Raw genomic sequence first — 25,372 nt, 5'->3', positions numbered from 1 at the left:
CCAGAAAGTAGCCCTGCGTAAGCAAGGGCGGATTGACTGGAAAGTAGATGGGTAGCTGGCGTATGCCCTCAAAACCGCCTCTTTCCAACTCCCTCCGTATCGATGGGAAACTGGAAAGTCTACTGGCTAATTCCTTTAGAAATCCATCTCAAAATCTCGTTGTCTCCTTTGCTGATTTTCAATCATTTGTTGTGTGAACTCGTAATCCTTTTTAGCACGATACATTTTCACATCGTCATTCATTATGCGACTGATTTGATAGTGAATCTGTTTAGCAGAAGGTGTATGAGAACAATTTTTAAAGCCCTCAGCCGGTAGAAATAATTCTTTCTGATCTGTCTTTTTAACCAAAATTGTTTTACTTTTAGTACTACGTAAAGTTCTAGGATTCACATCAGTATGAAGTTTAATCGTGTATTCTTGATCATCTTCTAAAGATATTGTGTTTGCATAATGCTTGTCTACTTCTCGCAAGAAATCATCATATTTAATGATTTTTTTAGCACCCTCATGATCACTAAACTGCTTTTGTGCAATGGAATCTAATTCCACAAACGGTACATTTAACTCCCCAGTTTTATAATCAACCCCACTAGCTAACGCTATAATTTGTTCCGTATCTAGATCAACAAAATTATTTATATGTGTTTCTTCTAAATTCTTTTCAAGTCGTTCAAAAACAGATTCAAATGAATATTTTTTCCCTAACTTTCTTGCACTAAAAGTACGTTCGACATACTGACTTTTTTCTTTTCTAGATTGTTTTTCTCTTCCTAAAGCAATTAGCTCATCTCTACGCTCATAGAAATTTACATCTTGTTTGTAAAGAACATAGCCAAGTTTGTTATTTGTTTTTGAAAATTGATAAACTTCGATGTTGTATTCTTTTGCTAAATGATCCGAAAAACGCACAAATGAATTTACTTCACAATTCTCCAACGTAGCTTCAATCGCATTTTGTACAAACTCTTGATAATTAATTTTTCCATTTTTCAGTTTACTTGGATCGTTTGAATAGAGATTCGTTCTCTTTTCTAAATTTTCATAGTACTCATTGTCTACAGGTTCGAGTCCATTTTCAACAAGCACCTCATCGTTAATTTTTCGCATTCGTTCTAAATCTTTAGGGTCAATACGCAACCTCTTACAGGTCTCCATATCAATATTATTAACAACAAGATGACTATGAAAATGATCTTTATCATTGTGACTTGCAACAATAATTTGCGAATTTGGAAAAGCTTTTTCTGCAAATTCGACAGCTATTTCGTGCATTTTCTCAATACTTAACTCTTTAGAAATATTCTTATCAAACGAATGGATAACATGAAATGCTTGTGCTATATCTTCAGATTTATTCATCCTGGTTCTTACTAAGTTCATTTCTTGCAATGCTTCCTCACTATTATCACTACAATTTATTCCTGAGACTGCAACGCATTTTTCTTTTTTTGAAGGATTAGCTGCATATTGTAATAGCGAGGATAAATTTTTCTTGCGTCCTTTCGATGTTATAGTAGCTCCCAAAGTTGTTTCACCTCATCTTTTAAACTTGCAATAATTTGAATCGAGTGAATTAAGTTCCGGTCAACTTTTTGGGAATACTCTTCTTTCGTATCGGGTCTAGTTTGCTTTTCTAACCAATATTGAAAATAATCTTTTTCTACTTCTGACAGTTTGAGAAAAGAAGATGTACTCCGATTGGACTCCAAAAAAATGTCATCTGGATAACTAATCATCAATTTTTTTGCTATGCTATTCGCAAGTTCATCTTTAAAAATGTTGTAACGGCTAACGTCAAAACTAAAATGCAGGCTCTTTTCTTTCTTATTTTCAGATTGTTCTCTAAAATATTTAGCAATGATATTTAATACTTTTACCGCTTGATTCAAATTGTTACCAATTTGATTTAACTGTTTGATTAGAGCTACCCTATCATCTTCAGCCAATAAAGGCGGTTCATATTTGAGTCCCTTTAACCGCTCACGACAAACATCTGCTCTAGAAATTCCTCTTTGTTTTGCAATCAATGTCAGTTCAAGATAAGTCTTTTTATCGACACGAAAATTTAAGGCCTCACTATGTTTGCGATTTTTTTCGTACATTTTTTGTTTATCATCCATTGATTATCCCCTCACATTTTTTCTAGAGAGCAACATTTGAAATTGCTCTCTATTTCATTTTTCATCTTTAATTCTTCTTGAATCATCAGTTCAATATAATTTGTGACCGTGATTTTTTCATTTGTTGCTTTCTTTACTGATTCACATAATTCGTCAAGTTCTAAGAAATCATGTGTACTAATCTGTAGAATTAATTGCATGAAAATCACCTCTTTATTTTTTAAATAGACTATCAAACAGCGGATTTGGTTTATCAGAAATATCCTGAAACAGTGGATTATTTTCATAAGTAAATCGTTGACGTTTCTTCTCCTTCACTTCTTGTTCTACAATCACTTTTTCGTTAGGTCTTTCTTTTCGTTCCTCGACAATATTTATTTTTTGCGTCTTATCTCCCTGACTTGCTTCAGCTCTTGTTTCACGTACTTCTACCGTTTTTGGTTGATTTGGCGCACTACTTTGTACATTTTCTCGTACATCTACTGTTCGATTTCCACTTTGACTACTTGTAGTATTTTGCAAGTTTTCTCGAACATCTACCGTTCTCGGTTGACTTGTCCCACTACTTTGTACATTTTCTCGTACATCTACTGTTCGATTTCCACTTTGACTACTTGTAGTATTTTGCAAGTTTTCTCGAACATCTACTGTTCTCGGTTGACTTGTCCCACTACTTTGTACATTTTCTCGTACATTTACTGTTCGGTTTCCACTTTGACTACTTGTAGTATTCTGCAAGTTTTCTCGAACATCTACTGAGCGCCTAGCTTGACTACTTGTAAAATTTTGTAGATTTTCTTTGACCGATTTTTCTAATCCGGTATTTGAATTTTTAGCTTTTTGGATTCTTTCTTTGGTCAACGCTTCTTTTTCGTCCATATTAGCGCCTGTACGCCCTTCTGCACGTTTCCTTAACATTTCCTCACGATTCATTGCTTCAGGTGTGTACTTCGCTTCCTGACGCTTTTGCTGAACAAATTCTTCTCTTGCTTTATTTGTTTCATTCTCACTTGCTTTAATAATTCGTTGTTTTAAATCTTGTTGCATTTGAGATTGTGCTTGTTGCATATTTGCATAATTTTGTTTCATACGTTCAGAGCTTGCAATAACTCTATCTGTTTCAGGCGTTTTCGCACCATCTTGACGGTTCGATAAACGTGTTGGCATACTATCCGTATATTTTCCAGTTTCAGCTTCTTTATTTTTAGCTACTATAGGTTTGCTATTTTTATTAATAGCGGACACGGTACCATCATCTAAACCTTCTTTGAATTTATTCTTGGTATCATTAGCCATATCACGCATACTCTTAAATGGTTTTGTTGCTCTTTCACTAGCCATTGTAGCTCCATCCGAAGCTAAGCCTGATAATCCACGTTCACGAGCATACCCAAGCGTTTTCCCCGTTTTATTAGCTTTTTGAGAAAGTGATTGACCAAAGTTGCGTTCAGGTTTTCGTTCTTCCCCTTCCGCTTGATCGTTTCCACCACTATTTTTTCCACCTTTAGATCGGTTCATACCACCTGTTCCTTTACGAAACAGCATAGCTCCCATGCCAAATGCTGAAGCAAGCTGGCCATAGCCTTCTTTTAAACCAATATCCACGCCAAAGTAACGCATGACTGTTCCACTACCCTTTATCAGCACAAATACAGCACAGATATAAGCAATTGTTTTAATAAAAATATTTGTTGAGATACCTTCACCAGCGTTTAGATAATTAACAAACATTGCAAACATAGACAATCCGAACCCTTGAAATCCGACTGTCAAATAACACTGTAAAATATCTGACAAAACTTGTTTTGATCGTTGACCTGTCTCTAAGTCAGTAGCAAATACCAAAACTCCAAGTACGCGTTTAAATGCTAACTCGAGTATTGCTGTAGTTATAATGAAAGCACTAAAAATATACGCTACTGCTAAAGCAATCAACCCAAATGAAATTCCCCACAAGTTCGCTTGATAGCGATAATATCCTGATTTGATACCATCAACAAAGGTTGACAAAAAATTATCTGAAAATTTAGTAGCAACAAATTCATTATCAGAATTTTCAACTAATTCATAACGCAGATTATCAGCTGTTGGGTTCTCTTTTTCCATTTTATCAATTACATTATCTGTCAATACTTGCGTAAGATCCGTTTTCCAGAAATTTTCTTTTGTTAAATTGTTCCGATCATTCGTTTTGTTAATCATTGAATACTGATCTGTTTTATTGATATAAGCTAAATCAGTGACCCCTTGTTCAATCAACGACCACGCCACGCCTTCATCCGAATCTGTAATCGTAGCTGAGTCATTATAAAAGGTTTTAGTAAACTCTATTCCGCTGTGAATCAACGTTGGCATTAAAAGAATCAATGAAATTGAGATTACAACATTCATTCCAACAGATTTTAGATCAACCGTTCCCTTACCTGTAATCATTTTATAACCAATAATCACTAGTGAAAGTACGATTAATCCAACAACAACTGTATTTAAAACTGACTGATAGACTTTGTTCAATCCGGTACTTTCTACAAAGCTAAACAAATCTAAAACCTCGGGAATCATATTTTGAATGCCATCGACAACAGCGAACATTGATTTTATAACAGACCAGCCTATCCACATACTGAACTGGCTGTAAAAATTTCCGTTATATTTTTTAAGATAATTCTGATAAAGTGGATTAGTTAAAAACTCAGTTTGACTCTCAGTATCATCAAACCAGTTGAAAATACTGCCTTCTGCAACGTTACTCGTAAAAATAATCATAGCTATGAGAATAAGAAAACTAATAGACAACCAATTTATTTTTCTATTAGCAATCTTTTTTATTATTTTCATTGTTACCTCCCTCAGCCCACTTTTTTAGGCTCTCAGAGAGCTTCAGAGCTGTTTTTCTGTCAATTATGATATGAGTTACACATTTGTCATTTTCAGATCTTAAATCGAGAACTACTGTGTTGAAGCAGATACTCTCGATTAGTTCGAGAGTATCAGTGTTTTGATCAAGACACCAAATTTGATCTATTAGACGATTTTTAATCATGATTATTCCCCCTTCAGCCAATTATGCATAGGGATTTTAGGTAACTCTTTAATTCCGAAGGCTTTGTTGAATTGATCTGTAGTTTCTATATTTTCTAGAAGCTGATTTTTATATCTAATTTGAAGTCCCTTTAGAAAAAACTTTGTGTAATCGAATAGTCCTTGATCTGTTTTTGCTTGAAAAACGCATGCTTTATGTTGTGTTATAATGCATTGAGCGTTAAGATACTGGGTATTTTCATATAAAAATTCAATAATTTTTCTGATATCTTTTACATCTACATTAGCGTTTTTCAAATATTGATAGACTTGCAATAATTTTCGACCATTTTCATTATTTTTTTCATAAAGAACACTAATCTTAGTGTAAATTTCTTTTATATTAATATCCTCTTCTTCATTAATATTAGATGTATTATTCTCTGTTAACTTTTCTTTGTCAGAGGTGTTAACTTTTGTTAGCGGGGTAGCCAACTTTTCTTTGCCAGAGGTGTTAACAATTCTTATAATTCTTTTATCTACCTCCTTCGAATTTTCTTTATATATAACTTCTCTCGAAATGTAGCCATTTGCTTCTAAAGATTTAAGCCATTTTTGAATAGATACCCTACTAACGCCGTACAGATCTTGAAAATACTGTGTTTTCGCCCAGCAAAATCCTTTTTCATTGCATAAAGCAGTGATTTCACCATACAAAAGCTTTGAAGCTGGAATTAAGTCTCGGTCATATCTAACATTAGCGGGGATGATAGCATAGTAATTTCTTTGAATCTTTTGTTCATCACTCATATACTTTCTCCCTATCTTTAAAGTATGTTAAAATGTAGTCAAATAAAGTTTTCTCAGAACTTTATTACTGAGTGCTCTGCCGGTCAGCTAACTGTAAGGAGCACTCTTTTATATATATTTCAATTCTTCTCAAGACTAAATTTGTTATTTCATCTCCTTTCAAAAATTCCCCCTCTTTTCATTCGAGCAAACATAAACTCATTTACTGCTTTTTTTGAATAAAACTTTCTTGCACCTAATTCAACAACAGGTAATCCCTCATTTCTCACCGCATTTTTTAAAAAGTTTTCGCTCACATTTAAGTATTCTGCCATTTCTTTTTGATTGAGATATTCCCTTGTCATACCCGCATTTTCTTGAGCCTTTTCAATAGCTTTTGTAGCAATTTGATAAAACTGCTTTAGAAACATTTCCTCCTGTTCTTCTGAAATCATTAATTTTATTGCTTCCACAAAAACCTCTCCTTTTTAATTAATTATTCTATAACTCCTCTACCTTTATAAGTACAAATAAATACAAATTGCATAAAAAATGTATTTATTTGTATTTATAAGAATAAAGTATCATACTCCAGATAAAAAGTAAATACTTTTAAATACTTTTATTTTATAAATATGATATACTATCTTTAAAAATAAAAAGGAGAAAAAAGATGAAGCCAAATCCTTCAGAAGCAGGAAAACGAATCAAACAATTACGCCTTTCATGTGGTTTTACTATGGAAGAACTTGGAAGGAAAATAGATAATTCACCACGTGCGACCATATCCAACTGGGAACGTGGGACCAATTTACCAAATCCACAAAAGCTGAAATTATTATCAACTATCACTAATTCAACAATTGACTGGATTAAATGGGGAACTTTAGAAGAATATATAACTTCATACCTTATCGATATAGGGTATGAGCTATATATTAAGGACTTTCCAGAAATACCTCACAAAGTCTTTAAAGACATTCAAGAAAGATATAGTGATACGTTTTCGCTAGATAAAGACTATGAGTTATTGAATCCTATAATAAAAAATATATTTACAAAATATTACTCAAAAGATTTTGAAATTTATCTAAATGAGATACTTGCTAATAATATCAATCCTCTGATTGAAGAGTACGCTAACCAAAGACACTCTATCTCTAAAGAGCTATTTTTCAAAAGAGCCAACAGTAAACTTCAAGACAAGATAAGAAATGGTGATTTCAAATACGGTGAAAAAGAAAGAATGATTGATTCTTTAAAACAGCTATTAGACGAAATGGACTTAGCCTATAAAGATATTTCAAAGTATTCATCTGTCGAGGATTTCTTTTATAAAATTACTAAAAACCAATTTGAAACAGAAAAATTTATTTCTGATCTTAGCAAAAAATACAATTTCCCATATGAGAAAAATAGTATAATCGCAAAATTTCTAACTAATAATCACGATAAATTTAAAAGCAATTGATTCTTCAAATAACTTCTCTACCTGCAATCATGAAGTAAGGAGAGAATCAAATGGCCACATTTTTTAGTTATAAATTACAAAATGGCGAAAAATATTGGGGATTTGAAACTTATTTAGGAAAAGATCCCAAGACTGGAAAAGATATACGTACAAAGCGTAGAAGATTCAAGTCAAAAGCTGAGGCGCAAACAGCACTTAATAGACTACTTGTAGACTTTAAAGAAAAACAAGAGTTTAAAATAAATGTTACAACTTTTCAAGAGTTGTATGAATTATGGATTGATAACTACAGAACAAGAGTAAAACCGTCTTCTGTTGCCGTTGCTCAACGTTTTTGCAAGAACCATATATTACCTGCTTTTGGGGAATTACGATTGGATAAAATAAGTGTTAGTTATTGTCAAAAACAGGTGAATGAATGGCACAAAACATTAAAACAATATGGTTTCTTGAGAAAAACAACTGCTCAAATATTTAAATTTGGAGTAGCAATGGAAGTCTGTAAGGATAATCCTATGTCTAAAACATTGCTTCCAAGAAAAATTGAAGAAGAACAACCCTTGAAGTTTTACACGAAAGATCAATTACAACTGTTTTTACAGAATACTAAAGAAAATAATTCAGTTAAACTGTACACTTTTTTCCGTTTATTAGCTTATACAGGAATGCGTAAAAGCGAAGCATTGGCGCTTCAATGGGAAGATATAGACTATTTCAATAAAACAATAACAATTGGTAAAACTATCGCTCAAGACGAGTTTAATCAAGTAGTTCTACAAGTACCTAAAACTAAAAATTCATCAAGAACGATTCAGCTTGATGATTTTACACTTAAACAACTGCGTATTTGGCAACAAGAACAAATGAAAATAATGATCTTATATGGCTATAACACAAATTCACCAAAACAGTTTCTTTTCACTACAAACACAAACAAGTTGTACTACCCCCAAGTAGTAAACGATTGGTTAGACTGGATTTACAAAAAGACACCTATGGAGCCTCAAATTACTCCACATGGATTTAGGCATACCCACTGTAGCTTATTGTTTGAAAGTGGTGCGTCGATAAAAGAAGTACAGGAACGATTAGGTCATAAAGATATTAAAACTACCATGAATATCTATGCTCATGTCACACCACAATCTGTTAAGAAAACAGGTGACCGATTTGCAAAATTTATGGGCGAATAATTCCAAACGTAGCCAAAAACGTAGCCAACTATTAAAATGCAAATAAAAAAACGCTCGAAACGCTTTAATATCAACGTTTCGAGCAATGAAATAGTTATTATCCAACAGACCCTTCCATCTCATAACTGATCAATCGGTTGAGTTCGACTGCGTATTCCATTGGTAGTTCTTTGGTGAATGGTTCGACGAAGCCCATGACGATCATTTCAGTGGCTTCGGCTTCGGTCAAGCCGCGGCTCATTAGATAATAGAGTTGTTCTTCTGAGATTTTTGAGACTTTGGCCTCGTGCTCTAGAGAGACTTGACTGTTGTGGATCTCGTTGAATGGGATCGTATCGGACTTGGATAACTCATCCATGATGATCGTATCACATTCGATGTGGGAAATAGAACCTGGGCTGTTTTTTGCAAAAGTTACTTGTCCACGGTAGTTTACTTCGCCGCCGTCTTTTGAGATTGATTTTGAGACGATCGAGCTTGAAGTGTTGGGTGCATTGTGGATCATTTTTGCTCCTGTGTCTTGGACTTGGTTCGCTCCGGCGAATGCGATTGAAAGCATCGTGCCGCGTGCGCCTTTCCCGTCTAAGTAAACGCTTGGGTATTTCATTGTTGTTTTTGCGCCTAAGTTGCCGTCGATCCATTCGACTGTGGCACCTTCATAAGCTTTTGCGCGTTTAGTGACTAGATTGTAGACATTGCTAGACCAGTTTTGGATCGTTGTGTAGCGGCAATACGCATCTTTTCTGGTAAAGATTTCGACGATTGCGGCATGTAGACTATTGCTGGAATAGGTTGGCGCAGTACAGCCTTCGACATAGTGGATGCTGGCGCCTTCGTCTACGATGATCAGTGTACGTTCGAATTGTCCTGTGTTTTCTGCATTGATCCTGAAGTAGGTTTGCAATGGGACATCGACTTTCACGCCTTTTGGTACATAGATGAATGTACCGCCAGACCAAACGGCTGAATTGAGAGCAGCTAATTTGTTGTCTGTTGGTGGAACAAGTTTTGAAAAATATTCTTTGAAGAGTTCTGGATATTCTTTTAAGGCAGAATCTGTATCTGTAAAAATGATCCCTAACTTTTCAAATTCATCTTTCATGTTATGGTAGACGACTTCTGATTCGTATTGGGCAGAAGCACCGGCTAAGTATGCACGTTCGGCTTCTGGTATACCGATTTTTTCAAAGGTTTCTTTGATTTTATCTGGAACATCTTCCCAGTCACGTGCTGGCTTGTCACTTGGTTTTTGATAGTATTTGATGCCATTGAAATCAATGTCTGATAAATCGGGTCCCCAACTTTGCATTGGCATTTTGTTGAATGTTTCTAGTGATTTCAAGCGAAATTCAAGCATCCATTCTGGTTCGCCTTTGATTTTAGACATTTCGCGAACAACTTCTTCTGTTAGTCCTTCTCCTGTACTAAAAACTGGTTCTACATCATCGTGAAAACCAAATTTGTATTCTTCTAATTCTGGTACGCCCATGTTCTCACTCCTCTTCCTTATGGTAATGATGGAAGGTTGCAGTACCGTCTTCTTCCATTGCTTTTCCTAAAGCTTTCCAGCCTAAAGTGGCACATTTGATTCTGGCAGGAAATTTAGCGACACCGCTTAGCATTGCTGCATCTCCTAACTTATCTAGGTCTGCTACTTCTTTACCTTGGACAAGTTGTAAAAAATCAACGGCTAACTTTTCGGCTTCTTCGACTGACTTCCCGATGACTGCATCTGTCATCATAGATGCACTGGCTGTGCTGATCGAACAGCCGCTGCCATCAAATGCGATATTCTTGATGATTCCTTTATCAACTTCGATCTGCAATTCGATGACATCGCCACAAGTGGGATTGTTCAATTCGATCTTGCTAGTTGATGCGCTCAATGTTCCTCGATGATGCGGGTGGGAGGAATGATCAAGGATGACTTGGCGGTAAAGATTGTCTAGTTTAGATAGTGCCATGTTGGAAAAACTCCTTTGTTGCGAGAATTGCATCGACTAAACGATCCGCATCTTGTTTTGTATTGTAAAAGTAAAAGCTTGCTCGTGCAGTGGCCGCGACTTGTAGATATTTCAGTAACGGTTGCGCACAATGGTGACCTGCTCTGACCGCTACTCCTTCCATGTCAAGGGCTGTTGCCACATCATGCGGATGGAGACCGTCAAGATTGAAGGCAATCACACCTGTACGTTTTGCTGGATCTTGTGGACCATAGATCGTTAGCCCTTCGATTTGTTGTAATTTTGGCAACACATAAGCGACTAACTCTTCTTCATAGTGATGGATGTTCTCCATGCCTATTGCTTCTAAATAATCGATTGCATGGCCTAGAGCAATTGCTCCTGCGATATTAGGTGTCCCTGCTTCAAATTTCCATGGGAGTTCTTTCCAAGTGCTGTCATACAACTCGACAAAGTCGATCATTTCTCCGCCAAATTCAACGGGTTCCATTTGTTCCAGCCATTTTCTTTTGCCATACAATACACCGATACCTGTTGGCCCACACATCTTGTGTCCGCTGAAAGCAAAGAAGTCACAATCGATTTGTTGTACGTCAATTGCCATGTGTGGTGTAGATTGCGCGCCATCGACTACTAGGATGCCGCCTTGTTCGTGGATCATTTGTGCCAGTTCTTCAACTGGATTGATGACACCAAGGACATTTGAGACATGAGCAATCGATACGATCTTTGTGTTGCTGTTGATCAGTTCTCTGGCTTTTTCCATATCTAAAAAGCCTTCTTCCGTCAACTCGATATATTTTAAGCTTGCGCCCGTTTTTTTTGCTAATTGCTGCCAAGGAATAACATTTGAGTGATGTTCCATATAAGAAATCAAGATCTCATCACCTTCATGGATAAACTGTTCACCAAAACTTCGTGCGACCCAATTTAGGCTTGTCGTTGTTCCACGAGTAAATAGCACTTCCGCAGTTTCAGAGGCGTTGATAAAGCTTCGCACTTTTTCTCTTGCGGCTTCATATGAATGCGTGGCACGCTCGGCTAAAGTATGCACTCCACGATGGACATTGGCATTCTCATGTTCATAATAATCGGTCAACGCGTCTAAAACAGCTTTTGGTTTTTGGGTGGTTGCCGCATTGTCTAAATAAACAAGGGGTTCATCATTGACTTCTTGAAAAAGAATGGGAAAGTCTTGTCGGATCTTGTCTGCTGAAATCATGCTTTCAACTTCCCTTCGATAACTTCCACTAATTCTTTTCGCACAGCTTCTACTGGAATAGCTGTTAACACTGAACCTAAGAAACCACGAATGACTAAACGTTCGGCTTCTTCTTTGTGTAGTCCGCGACTCATTAGATAGTACATTTCTTCTGGATCGACGCGCCCGACACTTGCGGCATGTCCTGCAGTTACTTCATTTTCATCGATCAACAAGATCGGATTGGCATCTCCTCGTGCTTTATCTGAAAGCATCAATACTCGGCTTTCTTGTTGTGCATCTGCACCTTTTGCACCTTTTAAGATATGACCGATCCCATTGAATGTTAAGGCTCCTCTTTCTCTGATCACGCCGTGTTGCAAGATATGGCCAATCGTATGAGGTGCTTTATTGGTTACCCGTGTATCGATCCCTTGTGTTTGTTTTCCGGAACTGATTGCCACGATCTTCACTTCTGAGTGTGCCCCTTCTCCTACTAGATCAGAGTCAAAATCTGCGATCACATTGCCATCGTTCATGACACCGATTGCCCAATCGACTGTGGCATCGCGCATGATGTATCCTCGGCGATTCATATAAGAAGTGATGGATTCACCTAATTGATCGACTGCTGAATATTTCACTTTTGCACCAGCTTTAGCGATGACTTCAACAACGATATTTCCTGATACTTTTTTCAATTCTTCCCCTGTGGTTTGGAATCGTTCCAAGTAAGAAAATTCACTATGCTCATCGGCTACGATCAGCACATGCTTAAAGTAATGTTGTGCAATGTCGCCAGCTTGGAAAAATAGTGCTTCGATTGGTTCATCGATCACCACATTTTTAGGGACATATAAAAACAATCCGGTATTCATGAAGGCCGCGTGCAAAGCGGTCAATTGGTCTTCATCCATCTTTACAGCTTTTTGCATGTAGTATTCTTTGACCAAGTCAGGATGTTCTTGCAGTGCAGTGAACAGATCGGTAAAAATGACGCCTTTTTCAGCTAATTCAGTTGATAATTGTTCAAATGTTGTCCATGTACCTTGTTGGACGAGCACTGGATTATCTTTCATCTCATCAAATGCAGCGACGTTGCCTGCTTCACTGTATTGATCTGCCATGTCTTCGATATCGAATAGTGGCCAACGATGGAATTTTACACGATCGATATGGGGAAGTGGTAGTTCATCGGCTTTAGCTAAGGCCTCTTGGCGAAATGTCGTCATCCATTCAGGTTCGCCTTTGCTTAAAGAAAAATTTGTGACAGCGTTAAGTTGTTCGAGCCATTTCTTCTCTTTCATGTCTGCTCCTCCTTACGCTTCTTCTTCTTTGTAGTCGATTCCTAATTCTCTACTGATTCCCGCATATCCTTCGGCTTCGAGACGTTTCGCAAGATCCGCATTACCAGTCATCACTACTCGGCCTTCCATCATGATATGCACCACATCTGGTGTGATGTAGTTCAATAAGCGTTGATAATGGGTGATGATCAATGCACCAAACTCATTGTTACGCATTTCATTGACACCTTTTGCAACGACTTTCAATGCATCGATATCTAGTCCAGAATCGATTTCATCTAGGATGGCAAAAGTTGGTTCGAGCATCAATAGTTGTAGGATTTCATTTCGTTTCTTTTCCCCACCAGAAAAGCCTTCATTTAGATAACGTTCAGCCATTTCTTCTGGCATATTCAAAAGAGCCATTTTTTCATCTAATTTTTTCAAAAATGTCATCACAGACATCTTGTTGTCTTCTTCACGTTTGGCATTGATTGCTGCTCGCATGAATTCGGCATTGGTGATTCCTGGTATCTCACTTGGGTATTGCATGGCTAAAAACAGACCTAGTCGTGCACGTTCATCGACTTCCAAGTCTAATACATTTTTCCCATCAAACAAGATTTCGCCTTCTGTTACCTCGTAGTTTGGGTTACCCATGATTGCAGCAGATAACGTAGACTTCCCAGTTCCGTTAGGTCCCATGATTGCGTGGATTTCTCCTGTTTTCATTGTTAAATTGACGCCTTTAAGGATTTCTTTTTCCTCAATCGACACATGTAAATTTTTTATTTCTAAGACAGACATGCCAAATTACCTCCAAATTCTGTTTCGTTCTCACTCATTTTAGACTAATTGAGAATGAATCGCAACGTTATAAGTGCTTAAAATCAAATGTTTTTTCACGCATTATCATTAAATTATGATTTCTAAATAATAATATATATAAAGTAAAACGAAAAAAAGAGCAAGATAAAAGTTAAAACTCTCTTTTATCTCACTCTTTGGATGAGTGTGGGATAAAACTAAAAATTAGGTTTGCTACAGACTCTCGAATAAACGGCGGGAGCAAAAAGCAACTCCTTCGGAAATAAGTCGAAATTCACAAAAATTTGAAAAGCAATTTTCGTTCATTTCTTCTTATTTCTCGGAGTTAAACACTTCTGTCCCAGCCTCTCTCAAATAAATGGCGTCTAAAAGTCAGTTTTTTCGGAAATTTCAAAAAAAAAAACGAGCAATACGAAAAGCGTATTGTTCGTTTTTTTCTCGACCTCATCATTTTTCAACGTTTTTATTTTGCGTCTGCATCTACAGGTTTAACAGAACCGCCCCATTTGTCTTCGATCCATTTTTGCACATCTTCACGGTGTAGGACTTCGATCAATTTCTTGATTTTGTCGCTATTTTCGTCGCCTTTACGTGTAGCGATGATATTCACATAAGGTGAATTGTCTTTTTCAAGCAACACTGCATCTTTTAGAGGATTCAAACCGGCACCATAAGCAAAGTTTGCATTGATTGCCACTAGATCGCCTTCATCATTTTGATACGTTGAAGCCAATAATGATGGATCAATCGTGTGATTGAATTTCAAGTTTTTAGGATTTTCAGAAATATCATCGAATGTCGCTGTTTCCAAATCAACACCGTCTTTGACTTTCACTAAGCCAGCGTCTTTGAGGATCGTGATGATTCTTCCCCAGTCAGATTCTGAATTTGAAGTGATCACTGTTGCACCATCTTTTAATTCAGAGATATCTTTGATTTTCTTTGAGTACAAGCCCATTGGTTCGATGTGGACAGCACCAGCATTGACAAAATCATATCCTTTGTCTTTGATTTCTTTGTTTAAGTAAGGAATATGTTGGAAGTAGTTAGCATCGATATCTCCTTCTTCCAATGATTGGTTCGGTAAGACATAATCGTCGAATTTGACGATGTCCAGTTTGATTCCTTCATCTTTTAACAATGGTTTGACATGTTCCAAAATCTCTGCGTGAGGTGTTGGTGAAGCACCGATTTTCAAAGTTGTATCATCTTTTTTACTACTTGATGCTGAGTCTTTCGTGTCGCCACTGTTGCCACAAGCAGCTAATCCCACAGTCAGCAATAATGCTGCTGCAAATCCAAAAATTTTCTTTTTCATATCCTATATCCCCCTATATCTTACTATCTTTTATCTGTTTTCTTCGTTAAGAAATCACCGATTCCTTGAACAATAAAAACAATGACTAATATAATTAAAGTCGCAACAAATGTCACGGTCAGATTACCACGTTGGTAGCCTTCTTGCCAAGCAAGGCCACCTAGTCCACCAGCACCGATTGCACCCGCCATGGCAGTAAACCCAATCATCGAAATCGTTGTAACTGTTAATCCAGAAATCAGTGCAGGTACACTTTCAGGAATCAAGACTTTCCAGATGATTTCCCAATAACTGGCACCCATTGCATCAGCTGCTTCCACTACACCTGGGCTGACTTCACGAAAAGCAATTTCAACTAATCGTGCGTAAAAAGGAGCTGCTGATAGAACCAGCGCTGGGATTGCTGCTTCAGCACCCAACATCGTTCCCACGATCGCTTTTGTAAATGGAATGATCAAGACCATCAAGATCATGAACGGCGTTGAACGGAAAATATTACTGATGATCGAAACAATCCCATAAATGATTCGTGCATATGGCTTATTTTTCCGCCCGATAGAGTACAAGATCAAGCCTAAGATCAGCCCGATAATCGTGACTAATACCATGGAGATCAAAGTCATGTAGAGAGTATCGATGATCGCCTGTTGCATTGTTTCTGGATTGATTTTACTAAAATCTAGGTACGTTTCTGCAAAACTTTTATCCACGGTGGATCACCTCCACCCCAACACCTTGTTCTTTAATAAATAATTCTGCTTGATCCAATTCTTTTTCCTCTCCTGTCATCAGAGTGGTCAAAGAACCAAAAGAGCCTTCTTTTGCTTGTTTGATTTTTCCGTAGACCACATTGATATCCACATTGTATTTACGGATTGCCTGTGAAATCACTGGTTCATTGGCATTCTTTTCATTAAATGTCAAAGTGACTAAGCGTCCTTTAGGGTTTTCTTTGATCAATGTCGCTAACAATTCACTCGAATCTGCCTCAGGTTCGATATCTTGTTGTACAAACCGTTTTGTGACTTCTTGTCTTGGATTTCTAAAGACCGTCAAGACATCGCCTTCTTCAACGACTTTCCCACGTTCCATGACTGCTACTTTATTACAGATTTTACGAATGACGTTCATTTCATGTGTGATTAAGACGATCGTCAAATTCAATTTTTTATTGATTGCTAACAAGAGATCTAGTACTTCTTCTGTCGTCTGTGGGTCCAATGCACTAGTTGCTTCATCACAAAGCAGGATTTCTGGGTCATTGGCTAACGCTCTGGCAATCCCGACACGTTGTTTTTGGCCACCAGATAATTGAGAAGGATATGCGTTTCCTCGTCCTTCTAAACCAACCAGACCGAGTAATTCTTCCGCACGTGCTTTGCGCTTTGCTTTAGGGACTCCAGCCAATTCTAAAGGAAGCTGAATATTTTCTAACACTGTTCGTGACCATAACAAGTTGAAATGTTGGAAAATCATCCCGATTTTTTTACGAAAACTTCTTAAGTCTTTATTTTTCAATTTAGTGATTTCTTGACCGTTGACGATGACTTCTCCGCTAGTGGGTAGTTCTAATCCATTCAGTAGTCGAACTAACGTACTTTTACCTGCTCCGGAATAACCGACGATTCCATAAATATCACCTTTTTCAACGTTTAATGAAACATCATCTACTGCTTGGATCGTTCCATTTTTTCCGCCGAATGTTTTTTTGACATTCGTTAATTGGATCAATGACATATCGCTCACATCTTCCTTTTATTTTTTACTTAGAAACAAAAAAGCCTTCGTCCCCTTGCTTTGAGCAAAAGGACGAAAGCTTAAACTTCCGTGTTACCACCTTGATTCGCTGCTATTTCACAATAACAACCTTAAACAGTACTTGGATAGAATTCTTCAAAAACAGTTCCGCATACCGCTGTGCTTTAACGGGCACTCCCGTAGTAAGTTTGCCATGGCTCACTTACTCTGCTCTAAGACCATCTTCCATCTCATGTTCGTTACCCATTTTCAGCAGACAGGGCTCTCTTCAAACGTCTATGACATGTACTCTTCTTTTCAAAGCTTTATCTATGATTGTTCTGATTATAGCAGTTGTAAAATTACGTGTCAATATTTTACCCAAAGCTTTTTACTATTTTCTGAAAGTTCTTGTTTTATATTTCTTCAAATTCTTTTGGATCGACCTCTTTGAAACTCAAGATCCATGCATTCATTTCATCTTCATCATTCAAGATGTTGATGTCTTCATTGATTTTTTCATTCACAGAAGAAATGGTTCCTGACAATGGACTAGCAAATTCATTGACTGCTTTTTCTGCTTCCACTTCGATCAACGGTTCACCGCTTTTAAATGTTTGTCCTTCTTTTGGTAAATTCGCAAAAGTGATATCCCCAAGTTCTTCTTGCGCTTCATTCGTTAAGCCAACACAATATTCTTTGCCATTGAACAATATCCAAAGATTATTCTTTTTCTTCAAGTGTTTCCCAGCCATTTTATATCAATACTCCTTCGTATGTTTTTTCATTAAAGCCAATTGCGACGAGTTGTTTGTCTTTGACGATCAACGGACGTTTGATGAGCATTCCATCAGTAGAAAGAACAGCACTAGCTTTTTTTACTGAAAAATCAGCGATTTGGTCTTTCAGCCCTAACTCCCGATACTTCATTCCGCTTGTGTTGAACAAACGGCGCATCGGTATTTCATTATGGGTGAGCCATTCTTCGATAGTTTCTGCTGATGGTGTATCTGCAATCATATCAACGACTTGATAGTCAATGTGATGTGCATCTAACCAAGCTTTTGCTTTTTTGCAAGTTGAACATTTAGGGTACCAATAAAAACGATACAACTGTTGTTACCTCCTAGAAGTTTTTGCAGGTGCCTCATTTTGGTATCTCATTGATAAGATCAAACCGATACCGATCATATTTCCTAAAATGGATGATCCCCCTTGGCTGATAAAAGGAAGAGGAATCCCGGTCAATGGTAATAAGCCAATGTTTGCACCAATGTTTTCGAAGACATGGAACAAGAGCATCATGATCAAGCCACTTGCGATATACGCATAAAATTCATTATTCGTATCAAAGCAGACCCGTATCATACGATAAATCAAGATAAAATACAAGAAAATGACAAAGGCGCCGCCAATAAAGCCAAAATTCTCACCAATGACTGTAAAGATCATATCTGACTCACGCACGGGCACATAGATATTACTTACGTTGAATCCTTTTCCAAACAAACCACCAGTTCCGATGGCTAATAACCCTTGAGCAGGCTGATAGCTCATGCCCGAGGTATCGTGAAACGGATCGAGCCAGGAATCGATGCGGGCAAACTGATATGATTTAAAGCCCACTTTATAGAGCAATTCTCTTCCGCCGTCTGTAGTAACTAAAAAAATCGTTCCTGCGCCAACAAGAACAGCTAAAGCAATCACAGGCACAATGATTCGCCAAGAAATTCCTGACATGAGGAATATTCCTCCAAAAATAGCTAAAAAGACAAGCATCGTCCCAAAATCATCTTGGGCCATGATCAGTGCTAAAACAGGGAGTGTCACGATCAACATTTTCCCTATCAGCCAAAAATCTGATTTTGCTGTCCGTTCTTTTAGTTGCGTGTTATGTTTCGTGACGATCAGTGCCATCATCAATATATACGCGATTTTCATCAATTCAGCGGGCTGAAAAGTGAAGGAACCAAAACTAAACCAGTTTTTCGAACCTGTAGACGCTTCTAAATTACGATCATAAAATTTCAATAAGAGCGCCATGACTACTAATCCTAGTCCGTATAGATAGGGAGTCAGTTTCCAGATCCATTTTGAATTCAAATGCATAATCACTATAATAGCAACCGATCCGACTAAGTACCAAAGAAGTTGCATGCCTACGCCCTTTATTACTGACGGATTGTTGGGATCATGACTAAGCGCAACGTATAAAGACAGTAAACCAATCAAACATAATAAAAAGACCGGTAAAATCACGCCATAATCGATCCGGTTATCGTTAGAAGCTTTTACTTTTTTTTCCATGTTTCATCCCTTTTCTTAAAAACCATACTGTTCTTTATTATAGCGGTCTCCCTAAATAAAAGAAAGTTAAAGCAAGGACATTTGAGAAATTTTAAACTCTCCCTCATTTAAGCATATCTGTCTCACTTTCAAGCTGTTTCTTTGCAGAAATCCCAAAGAAAAGCGACTTTATTCTCGATGGTCTTTTTCTTTTCTTTGATAGATTTCATTGTAAACAAGTATTTCTTTGGCAATCGACTGGAGAACTTCTGAAACTAGATTGGTTCGTTGAACGAGGTAAAATTTCCGTTTATACTCCAAAGATTCAAACTTCACGCCTTCTGGTACCGCACGTTTCGATAAAATCGATCGTCCGACTCCTTCTTTTAGTAAGGCAGCAATCACCTCATTACTTTTAACGAGCATCTTCTTTCCATGAATATTTTTTTCTTCAAAATAGCGTTGGGTGTAGTGAAAAACACCAGAAGTCGATTCTCTGACTAGCCAAAGTTTACTTTCTGGATCACCAGCAATCACCAATTCATCTTCCATCAAAGAAAACCGCTGTACTCCTGACGTTTCCAAGGGCTTTTCAATAAAACCAAAATCAGCGTCATGCTTCGCAATTTGATCCAACGAGTCATGGGAATTGGCAAAAGCTACAACAAAATTTACTTTTGGGAATTTTGGGATCAGATAACGCAAAAGTTTCGGCAACAAATATACTGCAAATGTATGCGAAGCAACGATCCGGCATACTTCTTCTTCATTTTGTTCATCTAATAGTTGCTGTTGTGTTACTTGCCATTCTTCCAACAGGATCAACGCTCGTTCATAGAGAAGATCCGCTTGTTTTGTCGGTCTCATTTCTTTTCTGCCATTCCTTTCAAAAAGAATGACGCCTAGCTCTCTTTCTAACTGTTTCACTTGGTTGGAAACAGCTGGTTGGGATAAAAACAATAGTTCTGCAGTACGTGAAAAGTTTCTCGTTTCGTAAACCACACGAAAAGTTGTCAATAATTTCAACATAAGCTCACTTCCATAACTTTTTATTATAATTACTATAATAACTATTTGATTTAAATATAACAGAATATGACTATAATAGTAAGTGTAAAGCACATCGCTTGAAATTGGAAAGAGAATAATTTCTTTTTCCAATAGTTGCTCAAGGAAGGAGGCTGGGACAGAAGTGTTCAACTCCGAGAAACAAGAAGAAATTAATGAAAATTGCTTTTCAAATTTTTGTGAATTTCAGCTTATTTAAGAAGGAGTTACTTCTACTCCCACCATCTATTCGTTTTTAACGAATGAGACAAAAGTGTTTCTTACTTTTGTCCCACGCTCGTAGCGATAAGTAAAAAACTCTTAACATATTTGTTTATTTCCCACTGAACAGTATAAATTTGTTCGAATTACTATCAACCCTTTCCAAATTACTTATCGCTACACCTTGAGTTTCTTGATTCAGTTTCTGACACAAAAAATTTATAGAAGGAGAATGTAAATGAAGAATTTTTTGAAGATTATTCCAATTCCTATTTGCGGACTAATTCTTGGTTTAGCTTCTTTAGGAAATCTATTCAAAGAATATCATTTGGTTTCATTAGGTAATCTTGTCGGTGGTATAAGTATGGTATTGATGGTTTTGATGTTTATTAAATTATTCATTCTATTTGAACATACAAGACAAATGTTACACGACCCAATTATCGGTTCTGTTTCACCAACATTCACTATGTCATTGATGGTCATCTGTACTTACTTCGTTTCATTTACGAGTATTGCGCCTCTCGTGAAGGCGATTTGGTTGAGTGCAGTGGTCTTCCAAATCGTGTTGGTCCTTTACTTTACGTATCATCATGTCGTAAAAGCAGATATATCGATTGAAGCCATTTACCCAAGTTGGTTCATCATTTATGTGGGCTTTGGTGTAATTACTGTAACAGCTGGAAATTTCTTCCCACTTATCGGTAAAATCTTCTTTTGGATTTCCCTTGCCTGTTACGCATTTTTACTACCGATCATTATCAAGCGTGTCTTTTTTGTTAAAAATATGGCACAGCCAACCTTGCCACTGATCACGATCGTTGCGGCACCAGGATCACTGTGTTTAACAGGATACTTGAAAAACTTTGCACAGCCAAACCTTTACTTAGTTCTTGGACTGTTTATCCTGTCTCAAATTTTGTATTTTATCGTTCTTTCAATGTTACCGCACCTATTGAAATTACATTTCTACCCAAGTTACGCAGCCTTTACTTTCCCATTGGTAATCTCGGCAACTGCTCTATTCACAGCCGTCCATTACTTTGATTCATTGGGAATGAACATAAGTGTTTTAAACATTTTGAAAGTGATCGAATGTGGGATCGCTACAGTGATGGTCCTTTATGTGCTAGGTCATTACCTACTCTTCCTATTAAAGGAACATGGGGGAAATCGCCACTTGTTCCCTAAAAAAATTTAATACATCTACACAACTTCTGTCTTTTTCAAAAAATGGAAAGGGCAGAAGAATTTTTGCGTTTTCAACATTTTGTCAAAAAATCGGAACAATGCTACTATTATCAAGATATCATTTACGCTTCTCTTTTTTTTTTGCGTAACGATCATGAAAGGAATTTATGAAATGAATGTACACTCACCCATTAATCGCTTCAAACAATTGAACATACGGAAAATCTTGCCGGGGTTATTACTCGCCTTCTTGGTGGCTATCGCCAGCAAATTATTGGCACTGCTAGTCCCTCAACTAGGCGCTGCCACCATTGCTATCTTGCTAGGTATCCTATTAGGAAATACTTTTTTCAAACAAGCTTCCCTTGCTACCGGTACAAAATTTGCTGAAAGCAAGTTGCTGGAATGCTCCGTCTTTTTGCTAGGTGCCACCGTCACAGCACAGACGATTGCTCAAATCGGCATCAAAGGAATCCTATTCGTTTTGTTACAGATGAGCGTAACGATTGTAGGCGTTTATTGGATCGGAAAAAAACTACGCTTCAGTGACACTTCTTCTTTGATGATGGCAGGGGGAAATGCCGTTTGTGGTTCTTCAGCGATTGCTTCTATTGCACCCGTCATCCACGCAGATGAAGAAGAAAAAGGCCAGATCATCACCCTGGTCAACTTACTAGGAACCGTTATGATGTTGACCTTACCCTTTTTAGGTTTGCATCTCTTCGGCGACAATCTGATCGAAAAAAGCGCATTGTTAGGCGGAACACTGCAATCCGTTGGTCAAGTCGTGGCAGGTGCCAGCTTGCTTGATGCTTCAGTCGTCCAATTTGCGATGCTCTTTAAAATACTACGCATCATGATGTTGGTCGTTGTCGTCTATCTATTTGAAAAATTTATGCAGAAAAAAACAGTTGCTACTACTGATGTGTCTCATACCAAACAAACGAAAAGAAAGTTGCCCTTACCTTGGTATGTTTTAGGGTTTGTCATTTTTTGTTTGATCAATAGCTTGTTTACTCTACCAGCATTTATCGATCATACCGCCCATTTTGTTAGTAACTGGTTTGAGATCACTGCCTTAGCTGCCATCGGCTTACGTTTGGATTTTGCTAAATTCATGAAAGAAGGCCCTCGTTTCCTATCCTATGGTCTATCTGTTGGTTTATTGCAGACAACGATGGCATTGCTCTTCATCTGGTTAACGAAATTGTGATGAGAAAGTTCTGAAAAGAGGGATTTTGCTCAAAAACTGGAGAACAGATCATCGAACAAATAACCATCACCACACAGCTTTATTAGTTGCTCTTGCATTTTTCTAGTATTAAAGCAATATAAAAAATTGGCTCATTGTCAAATGATGTTGATAAAAATCTTAGAATAATTGGGACGAGAATAGGACAAAAATCAGAAAAAACCTGATTTTTGTCCTATTCTCATCTCAATCCTAACACACGGAATCATCACTTGGATCACTCTACTTGTATTCAGTTTATTTGGAATAATAAATTATTTTTATATTTATTGTTCGTATGTAAAAGAGAAAGAGAATATTTACACCATCATTTTTCCCATAGTTGTTCTTTTACTTTTATTAAGGTAAAAATAAGAATGCTGTTCTTCATTTGAGCGTGGGACAAAAGTAAAAAACACTTTTGTTTCATTCTTTAAAAACGAATAAACGGTGGGAGCAGAAGCAACTCCTTCGGAAATAAACACTTCTGTCCCAACCTCAAATAAGTTTTAGGATATAAACAAGTACTGAACTAATGATTCAATCGCTTAAAGCTTCTGAATAATCTATCCATTTAACATACATAACGATTTTTACGGAAATGAAAGGGGATACTAAAAATAAAATTTATAAAAAGAATTTTGGAATATTCGAAGGAACTATTTCTGCTCGTTTATTCATTTTTTAAGCGTGAGGCAACTACTTTTAAAGTGCGCCTCCAAAATTGTCCTTTACACATACAACTTTTGGAGCGCACCTCATTCTTGCCTACAGCTATTTTCTATTTAGAAACACCTTCTTCATTCTCCGAAAAATATCCTTCTAATACTAACAATTGATGTTTGATCGCAATCCCTTCTTCTGTATTTCCCATATATCCTGTTAATTGACCATTTTGACCAATAACTCGATGGCAAGGAATCACGATTGGCAAAGGATTCGTACGATCGGCTTGTCCAATGGCTCGTACTGCCTTAGGGCTACCTACAGCTATCGCAATCTCCTTATAAGTCCGTATTTCACCATACGGAATAGCTTGTAGTGCTTGCCAGACTTTCTTTTGAAAAATTGTTCCTTTATTTATTGATAGTGGCACATCAAATGATTGTCGTTGCCCTCCAAAATACTCTTGGATTTGATTTTTTCCCAGCAGCAAAATTTCTTGATTGGCTTGTTGTCCTTCAGCAATTGGTTGAAACGAAACAGCTGTCAACCCGCTATTGTCCGCAGCCAACCATACATCGCCGATTGTTGTTTTTATTTTCATCTCATCGTCTAATGATCTTCATCGACCTAGACTTCCCCCACTTTTACATATTTTCATTTATCTTCCTTTATTTTTATGAAATTTGCAATTTAAAAGTTTATTAAATTTCCTACAGATGGTAAACTAAAACTGATGTCTTCTCAAAATAACTATTCTTATCTGTGTATGTTATTTAAGGGTAAGTTTACTAATCATAATAGTACAAAAGTAATCTCTACGTGAAAGGATCAAAACGATGAAAATATCAATTGTTGTCCCTTGCTTTAATGAAGAAAAAACGATACCGCTTTTTTTCGATGAAGTAGAAAAATTTAAAGGGGCTCATGAATTTGAATACTTGTTTATTGATGATGGTTCGAAAGATGGTACGTTACAAGCTATCAAACAGCTAGCGGGAAAATATCCCTACGTCAGATTCATTTCTTTTTCCCGAAATTTTGGTAAAGAAGCTGCTCTTTATGCCGGCTTACAAGCTTCAACTGGCGAACTGATCACAGTGATGGATGTGGACTTACAAGATCCACCCGAACTACTGCCAGTCATGATTGAAAAAATAACTACTACAGATATCGACTGTGTAGGAACTCGACGCTCGACACGCGAAGGCGAACCAGTACTTCGCAGTTTCTTTGCCCGAACATTTTATCGATTGATCAACAAAATCAGTGATACAGAAATGGTGGATGGCGCAAGAGACTTTCGCTTGATGACTCGCCAAATGGTCGACGCCGTATTAGAATTGACTGAATACAATCGCTTCTCAAAAGGCCTCTTTAGCTGGGTGGGTTTCAAAACAGAATACATCTCCTTTGAAAATCGTGAACGTGTTGCTGGTGAAACATCATGGTCATTTTGGAAACTATTCAATTATTCGATCGATGGGATCATCAATTTCTCTGATGCTCCACTAACAATCGCCTCCTTTGTAGGAGCCTTATCTTGCGTTGGTTCAGGAATCGCAATAATATTTATTATTTTTCGTGCGCTATTATTTGGAGATCCAACTGCTGGTTGGCCTTCTATGGTATCCATCCTCTTATTTATCGGCGGAATCCAATTGCTCTGTCTAGGGATCATCGGAAAATATATTGGTAAAATTTTCTTAGAAACCAAACAACGGCCAGTTTATATCATTCGAGAAACAGAAAAGAAAAAAACACCTCGAATTGAAAAAGAAAACTAAAAAAACTGTCTCGA

General features: G+C 37.2%; 25 protein-coding genes and 1 other annotated feature. Of the genes, 5 read left to right on the top strand and 20 right to left on the bottom strand.

From position 1 onward, the window contains the following. Nucleotides 1–135: 135 nt before the first annotated feature. From CJZ72_RS07800 to CJZ72_RS07770, 7 genes are all read right to left on the bottom strand, one after another. Nucleotides 136–1,527, bottom strand: a complete 1,392-nt coding sequence (locus CJZ72_RS07800; protein ID WP_095443739.1) for a relaxase/mobilization nuclease domain-containing protein — start codon at nt 1,525–1,527, stop codon at nt 136–138. Next, nucleotides 1,512–2,123, bottom strand: a complete 612-nt coding sequence (locus CJZ72_RS07795; protein ID WP_049059359.1) for a plasmid mobilization protein — start codon at nt 2,121–2,123, stop codon at nt 1,512–1,514. The genes CJZ72_RS07800 and CJZ72_RS07795 overlap by 16 nt, the downstream gene beginning before the upstream one ends. An 11-nt stretch (nt 2,124–2,134) precedes the next feature. After that, the gene (locus CJZ72_RS07790) at nt 2,135–2,323 is read right to left on the bottom strand and encodes a hypothetical protein (RefSeq protein ID WP_002341651.1); all 189 of its coding nucleotides are present in this window, start codon (nt 2,321–2,323) and stop codon (nt 2,135–2,137) included. Nucleotides 2,324–2,336: 13 nt separating this feature from the next. Beyond that, nucleotides 2,337–4,961 carry a pLS20_p028 family conjugation system transmembrane protein gene (locus CJZ72_RS07785; protein WP_095443738.1) on the bottom strand — a complete coding sequence of 875 codons (2,625 nt, stop codon included), beginning with the start codon at nt 4,959–4,961 and terminating at the stop codon, nt 2,337–2,339. Then, complete coding sequence (locus tag CJZ72_RS07780; protein WP_095443737.1) at nt 4,936–5,166, bottom strand: hypothetical protein; 231 nt, start codon at nt 5,164–5,166, stop codon at nt 4,936–4,938. The genes CJZ72_RS07785 and CJZ72_RS07780 overlap by 26 nt, the downstream gene beginning before the upstream one ends. Before the next feature lie 2 nt (nt 5,167–5,168). Beyond that, nucleotides 5,169–5,954: a helix-turn-helix domain-containing protein gene (locus tag CJZ72_RS07775; protein WP_095443736.1), complete on the bottom strand. Its 786-nt coding sequence runs from the start codon at nt 5,952–5,954 to the stop codon at nt 5,169–5,171. A gap of 149 nt (nt 5,955–6,103) precedes the next feature. Continuing rightward, nucleotides 6,104–6,406 (bottom strand): helix-turn-helix domain-containing protein, encoded by a 303-nt coding sequence (locus CJZ72_RS07770; protein WP_048945402.1) that lies wholly within the window; start codon nt 6,404–6,406, stop codon nt 6,104–6,106. A 200-nt stretch (nt 6,407–6,606) separates the two neighbouring features. Here CJZ72_RS07770 and CJZ72_RS07765 point away from each other — a divergent pair, with 200 nt between their 5' ends. After that, nucleotides 6,607–7,404, top strand: a complete 798-nt coding sequence (locus tag CJZ72_RS07765) for a helix-turn-helix domain-containing protein (RefSeq protein WP_048945400.1) — start codon at nt 6,607–6,609, stop codon at nt 7,402–7,404. 50 nt (nt 7,405–7,454) lie between these two features. Then, nucleotides 7,455–8,597, top strand: a complete 1,143-nt coding sequence (locus tag CJZ72_RS07760; protein WP_002287688.1) for a tyrosine-type recombinase/integrase — start codon at nt 7,455–7,457, stop codon at nt 8,595–8,597. Nucleotides 8,598–8,694: 97 nt separating this feature from the next. Here CJZ72_RS07760 and sufB read toward each other — a convergent pair whose 3' ends face one another. The 12 genes from sufB to CJZ72_RS07700 all read right to left on the bottom strand — a co-directional run bounded on the left by sufB (nt 8,695) and on the right by CJZ72_RS07700 (nt 20,246). Further along, the gene (sufB, locus tag CJZ72_RS07755; protein WP_081134542.1) at nt 8,695–10,086 is read right to left on the bottom strand and encodes a Fe-S cluster assembly protein SufB; all 1,392 of its coding nucleotides are present in this window, start codon (nt 10,084–10,086) and stop codon (nt 8,695–8,697) included. A 4-nt stretch (nt 10,087–10,090) separates the two neighbouring features. Beyond that, the gene (gene sufU, locus CJZ72_RS07750; protein WP_005879202.1) at nt 10,091–10,561 is read right to left on the bottom strand and encodes a Fe-S cluster assembly sulfur transfer protein SufU; all 471 of its coding nucleotides are present in this window, start codon (nt 10,559–10,561) and stop codon (nt 10,091–10,093) included. Beyond that, nucleotides 10,548–11,783, bottom strand: coding sequence for a cysteine desulfurase (locus tag CJZ72_RS07745; RefSeq protein WP_081134543.1), 1,236 nt, complete (start codon nt 11,781–11,783; stop codon nt 10,548–10,550). The genes sufU and CJZ72_RS07745 overlap by 14 nt, the downstream gene beginning before the upstream one ends. Continuing rightward, a complete protein-coding gene (sufD, locus tag CJZ72_RS07740) occupies nt 11,780–13,069 on the bottom strand; it encodes a Fe-S cluster assembly protein SufD (protein ID WP_081134544.1) in 1,290 nt (429 codons plus the stop codon). The genes CJZ72_RS07745 and sufD overlap by 4 nt, the downstream gene beginning before the upstream one ends. Before the next feature lie 12 nt (nt 13,070–13,081). Beyond that, complete coding sequence (gene sufC, locus CJZ72_RS07735; protein WP_005879209.1) at nt 13,082–13,855, bottom strand: Fe-S cluster assembly ATPase SufC; 774 nt, start codon at nt 13,853–13,855, stop codon at nt 13,082–13,084. A gap of 484 nt (nt 13,856–14,339) precedes the next feature. Further along, entirely contained in the window at nt 14,340–15,194 is an 855-nt protein-coding gene (locus tag CJZ72_RS07730) for a MetQ/NlpA family ABC transporter substrate-binding protein (RefSeq protein WP_005879211.1), read from the bottom strand. Nucleotides 15,195–15,217: 23 nt separating this feature from the next. Continuing rightward, complete coding sequence (locus CJZ72_RS07725) at nt 15,218–15,904, bottom strand: methionine ABC transporter permease (RefSeq protein ID WP_081134545.1); 687 nt, start codon at nt 15,902–15,904, stop codon at nt 15,218–15,220. Next, nucleotides 15,897–16,931, bottom strand: coding sequence for a methionine ABC transporter ATP-binding protein (locus CJZ72_RS07720; RefSeq protein WP_016176964.1), 1,035 nt, complete (start codon nt 16,929–16,931; stop codon nt 15,897–15,899). The genes CJZ72_RS07725 and CJZ72_RS07720 overlap by 8 nt, the downstream gene beginning before the upstream one ends. A gap of 65 nt (nt 16,932–16,996) precedes the next feature. Next, nucleotides 16,997–17,262, bottom strand: a binding site (T-box leader). A gap of 85 nt (nt 17,263–17,347) precedes the next feature. After that, nucleotides 17,348–17,686 carry a glycine cleavage system protein H gene (locus tag CJZ72_RS07715; protein ID WP_005879218.1) on the bottom strand — a complete coding sequence of 113 codons (339 nt, stop codon included), beginning with the start codon at nt 17,684–17,686 and terminating at the stop codon, nt 17,348–17,350. Nucleotide 17,687: 1 nt separating this feature from the next. Continuing rightward, nucleotides 17,688–18,044, bottom strand: coding sequence for an arsenate reductase family protein (locus tag CJZ72_RS07710; RefSeq protein ID WP_005879220.1), 357 nt, complete (start codon nt 18,042–18,044; stop codon nt 17,688–17,690). 6 nt (nt 18,045–18,050) lie between these two features. Beyond that, a complete protein-coding gene (locus CJZ72_RS07705) occupies nt 18,051–19,238 on the bottom strand; it encodes an FtsW/RodA/SpoVE family cell cycle protein (protein WP_081134546.1) in 1,188 nt (395 codons plus the stop codon). Nucleotides 19,239–19,406: 168 nt separating this feature from the next. After that, the gene (locus tag CJZ72_RS07700) at nt 19,407–20,246 is read right to left on the bottom strand and encodes a LysR family transcriptional regulator (protein WP_005879224.1); all 840 of its coding nucleotides are present in this window, start codon (nt 20,244–20,246) and stop codon (nt 19,407–19,409) included. Nucleotides 20,247–20,724: 478 nt separating this feature from the next. On the opposite strand from CJZ72_RS07700, the gene CJZ72_RS07695 reads away from it, so the two are divergent. Together CJZ72_RS07695 and CJZ72_RS07690 are read left to right on the top strand one after the other, a co-directional pair. Beyond that, nucleotides 20,725–21,687 carry a TDT family transporter gene (locus tag CJZ72_RS07695; RefSeq protein ID WP_081134547.1) on the top strand — a complete coding sequence of 321 codons (963 nt, stop codon included), beginning with the start codon at nt 20,725–20,727 and terminating at the stop codon, nt 21,685–21,687. A 162-nt stretch (nt 21,688–21,849) separates the two neighbouring features. Further along, nucleotides 21,850–22,890 (top strand): YeiH family protein, encoded by a 1,041-nt coding sequence (locus CJZ72_RS07690; protein ID WP_081134548.1) that lies wholly within the window; start codon nt 21,850–21,852, stop codon nt 22,888–22,890. 799 nt (nt 22,891–23,689) lie between these two features. Here the strand turns inward: CJZ72_RS07690 and CJZ72_RS07685 are convergent. Continuing rightward, the gene (locus tag CJZ72_RS07685; protein ID WP_095443735.1) at nt 23,690–24,175 is read right to left on the bottom strand and encodes a methylated-DNA--[protein]-cysteine S-methyltransferase; all 486 of its coding nucleotides are present in this window, start codon (nt 24,173–24,175) and stop codon (nt 23,690–23,692) included. A gap of 235 nt (nt 24,176–24,410) precedes the next feature. Between CJZ72_RS07685 and CJZ72_RS07680 the strand changes: the two genes are divergently transcribed. Further along, nucleotides 24,411–25,358, top strand: a complete 948-nt coding sequence (locus CJZ72_RS07680; RefSeq protein WP_081134550.1) for a glycosyltransferase family 2 protein — start codon at nt 24,411–24,413, stop codon at nt 25,356–25,358. Nucleotides 25,359–25,372: the final 14 nt, after the last annotated feature.

The sequence above is a fragment of the Enterococcus durans genome (genome assembly GCF_002277935.1).
In the GTDB taxonomy this organism is placed as follows: domain Bacteria; phylum Bacillota; class Bacilli; order Lactobacillales; family Enterococcaceae; genus Enterococcus_B; species Enterococcus_B durans.
This window is presented reverse-complemented; position numbering and strand designations above follow the sequence as displayed.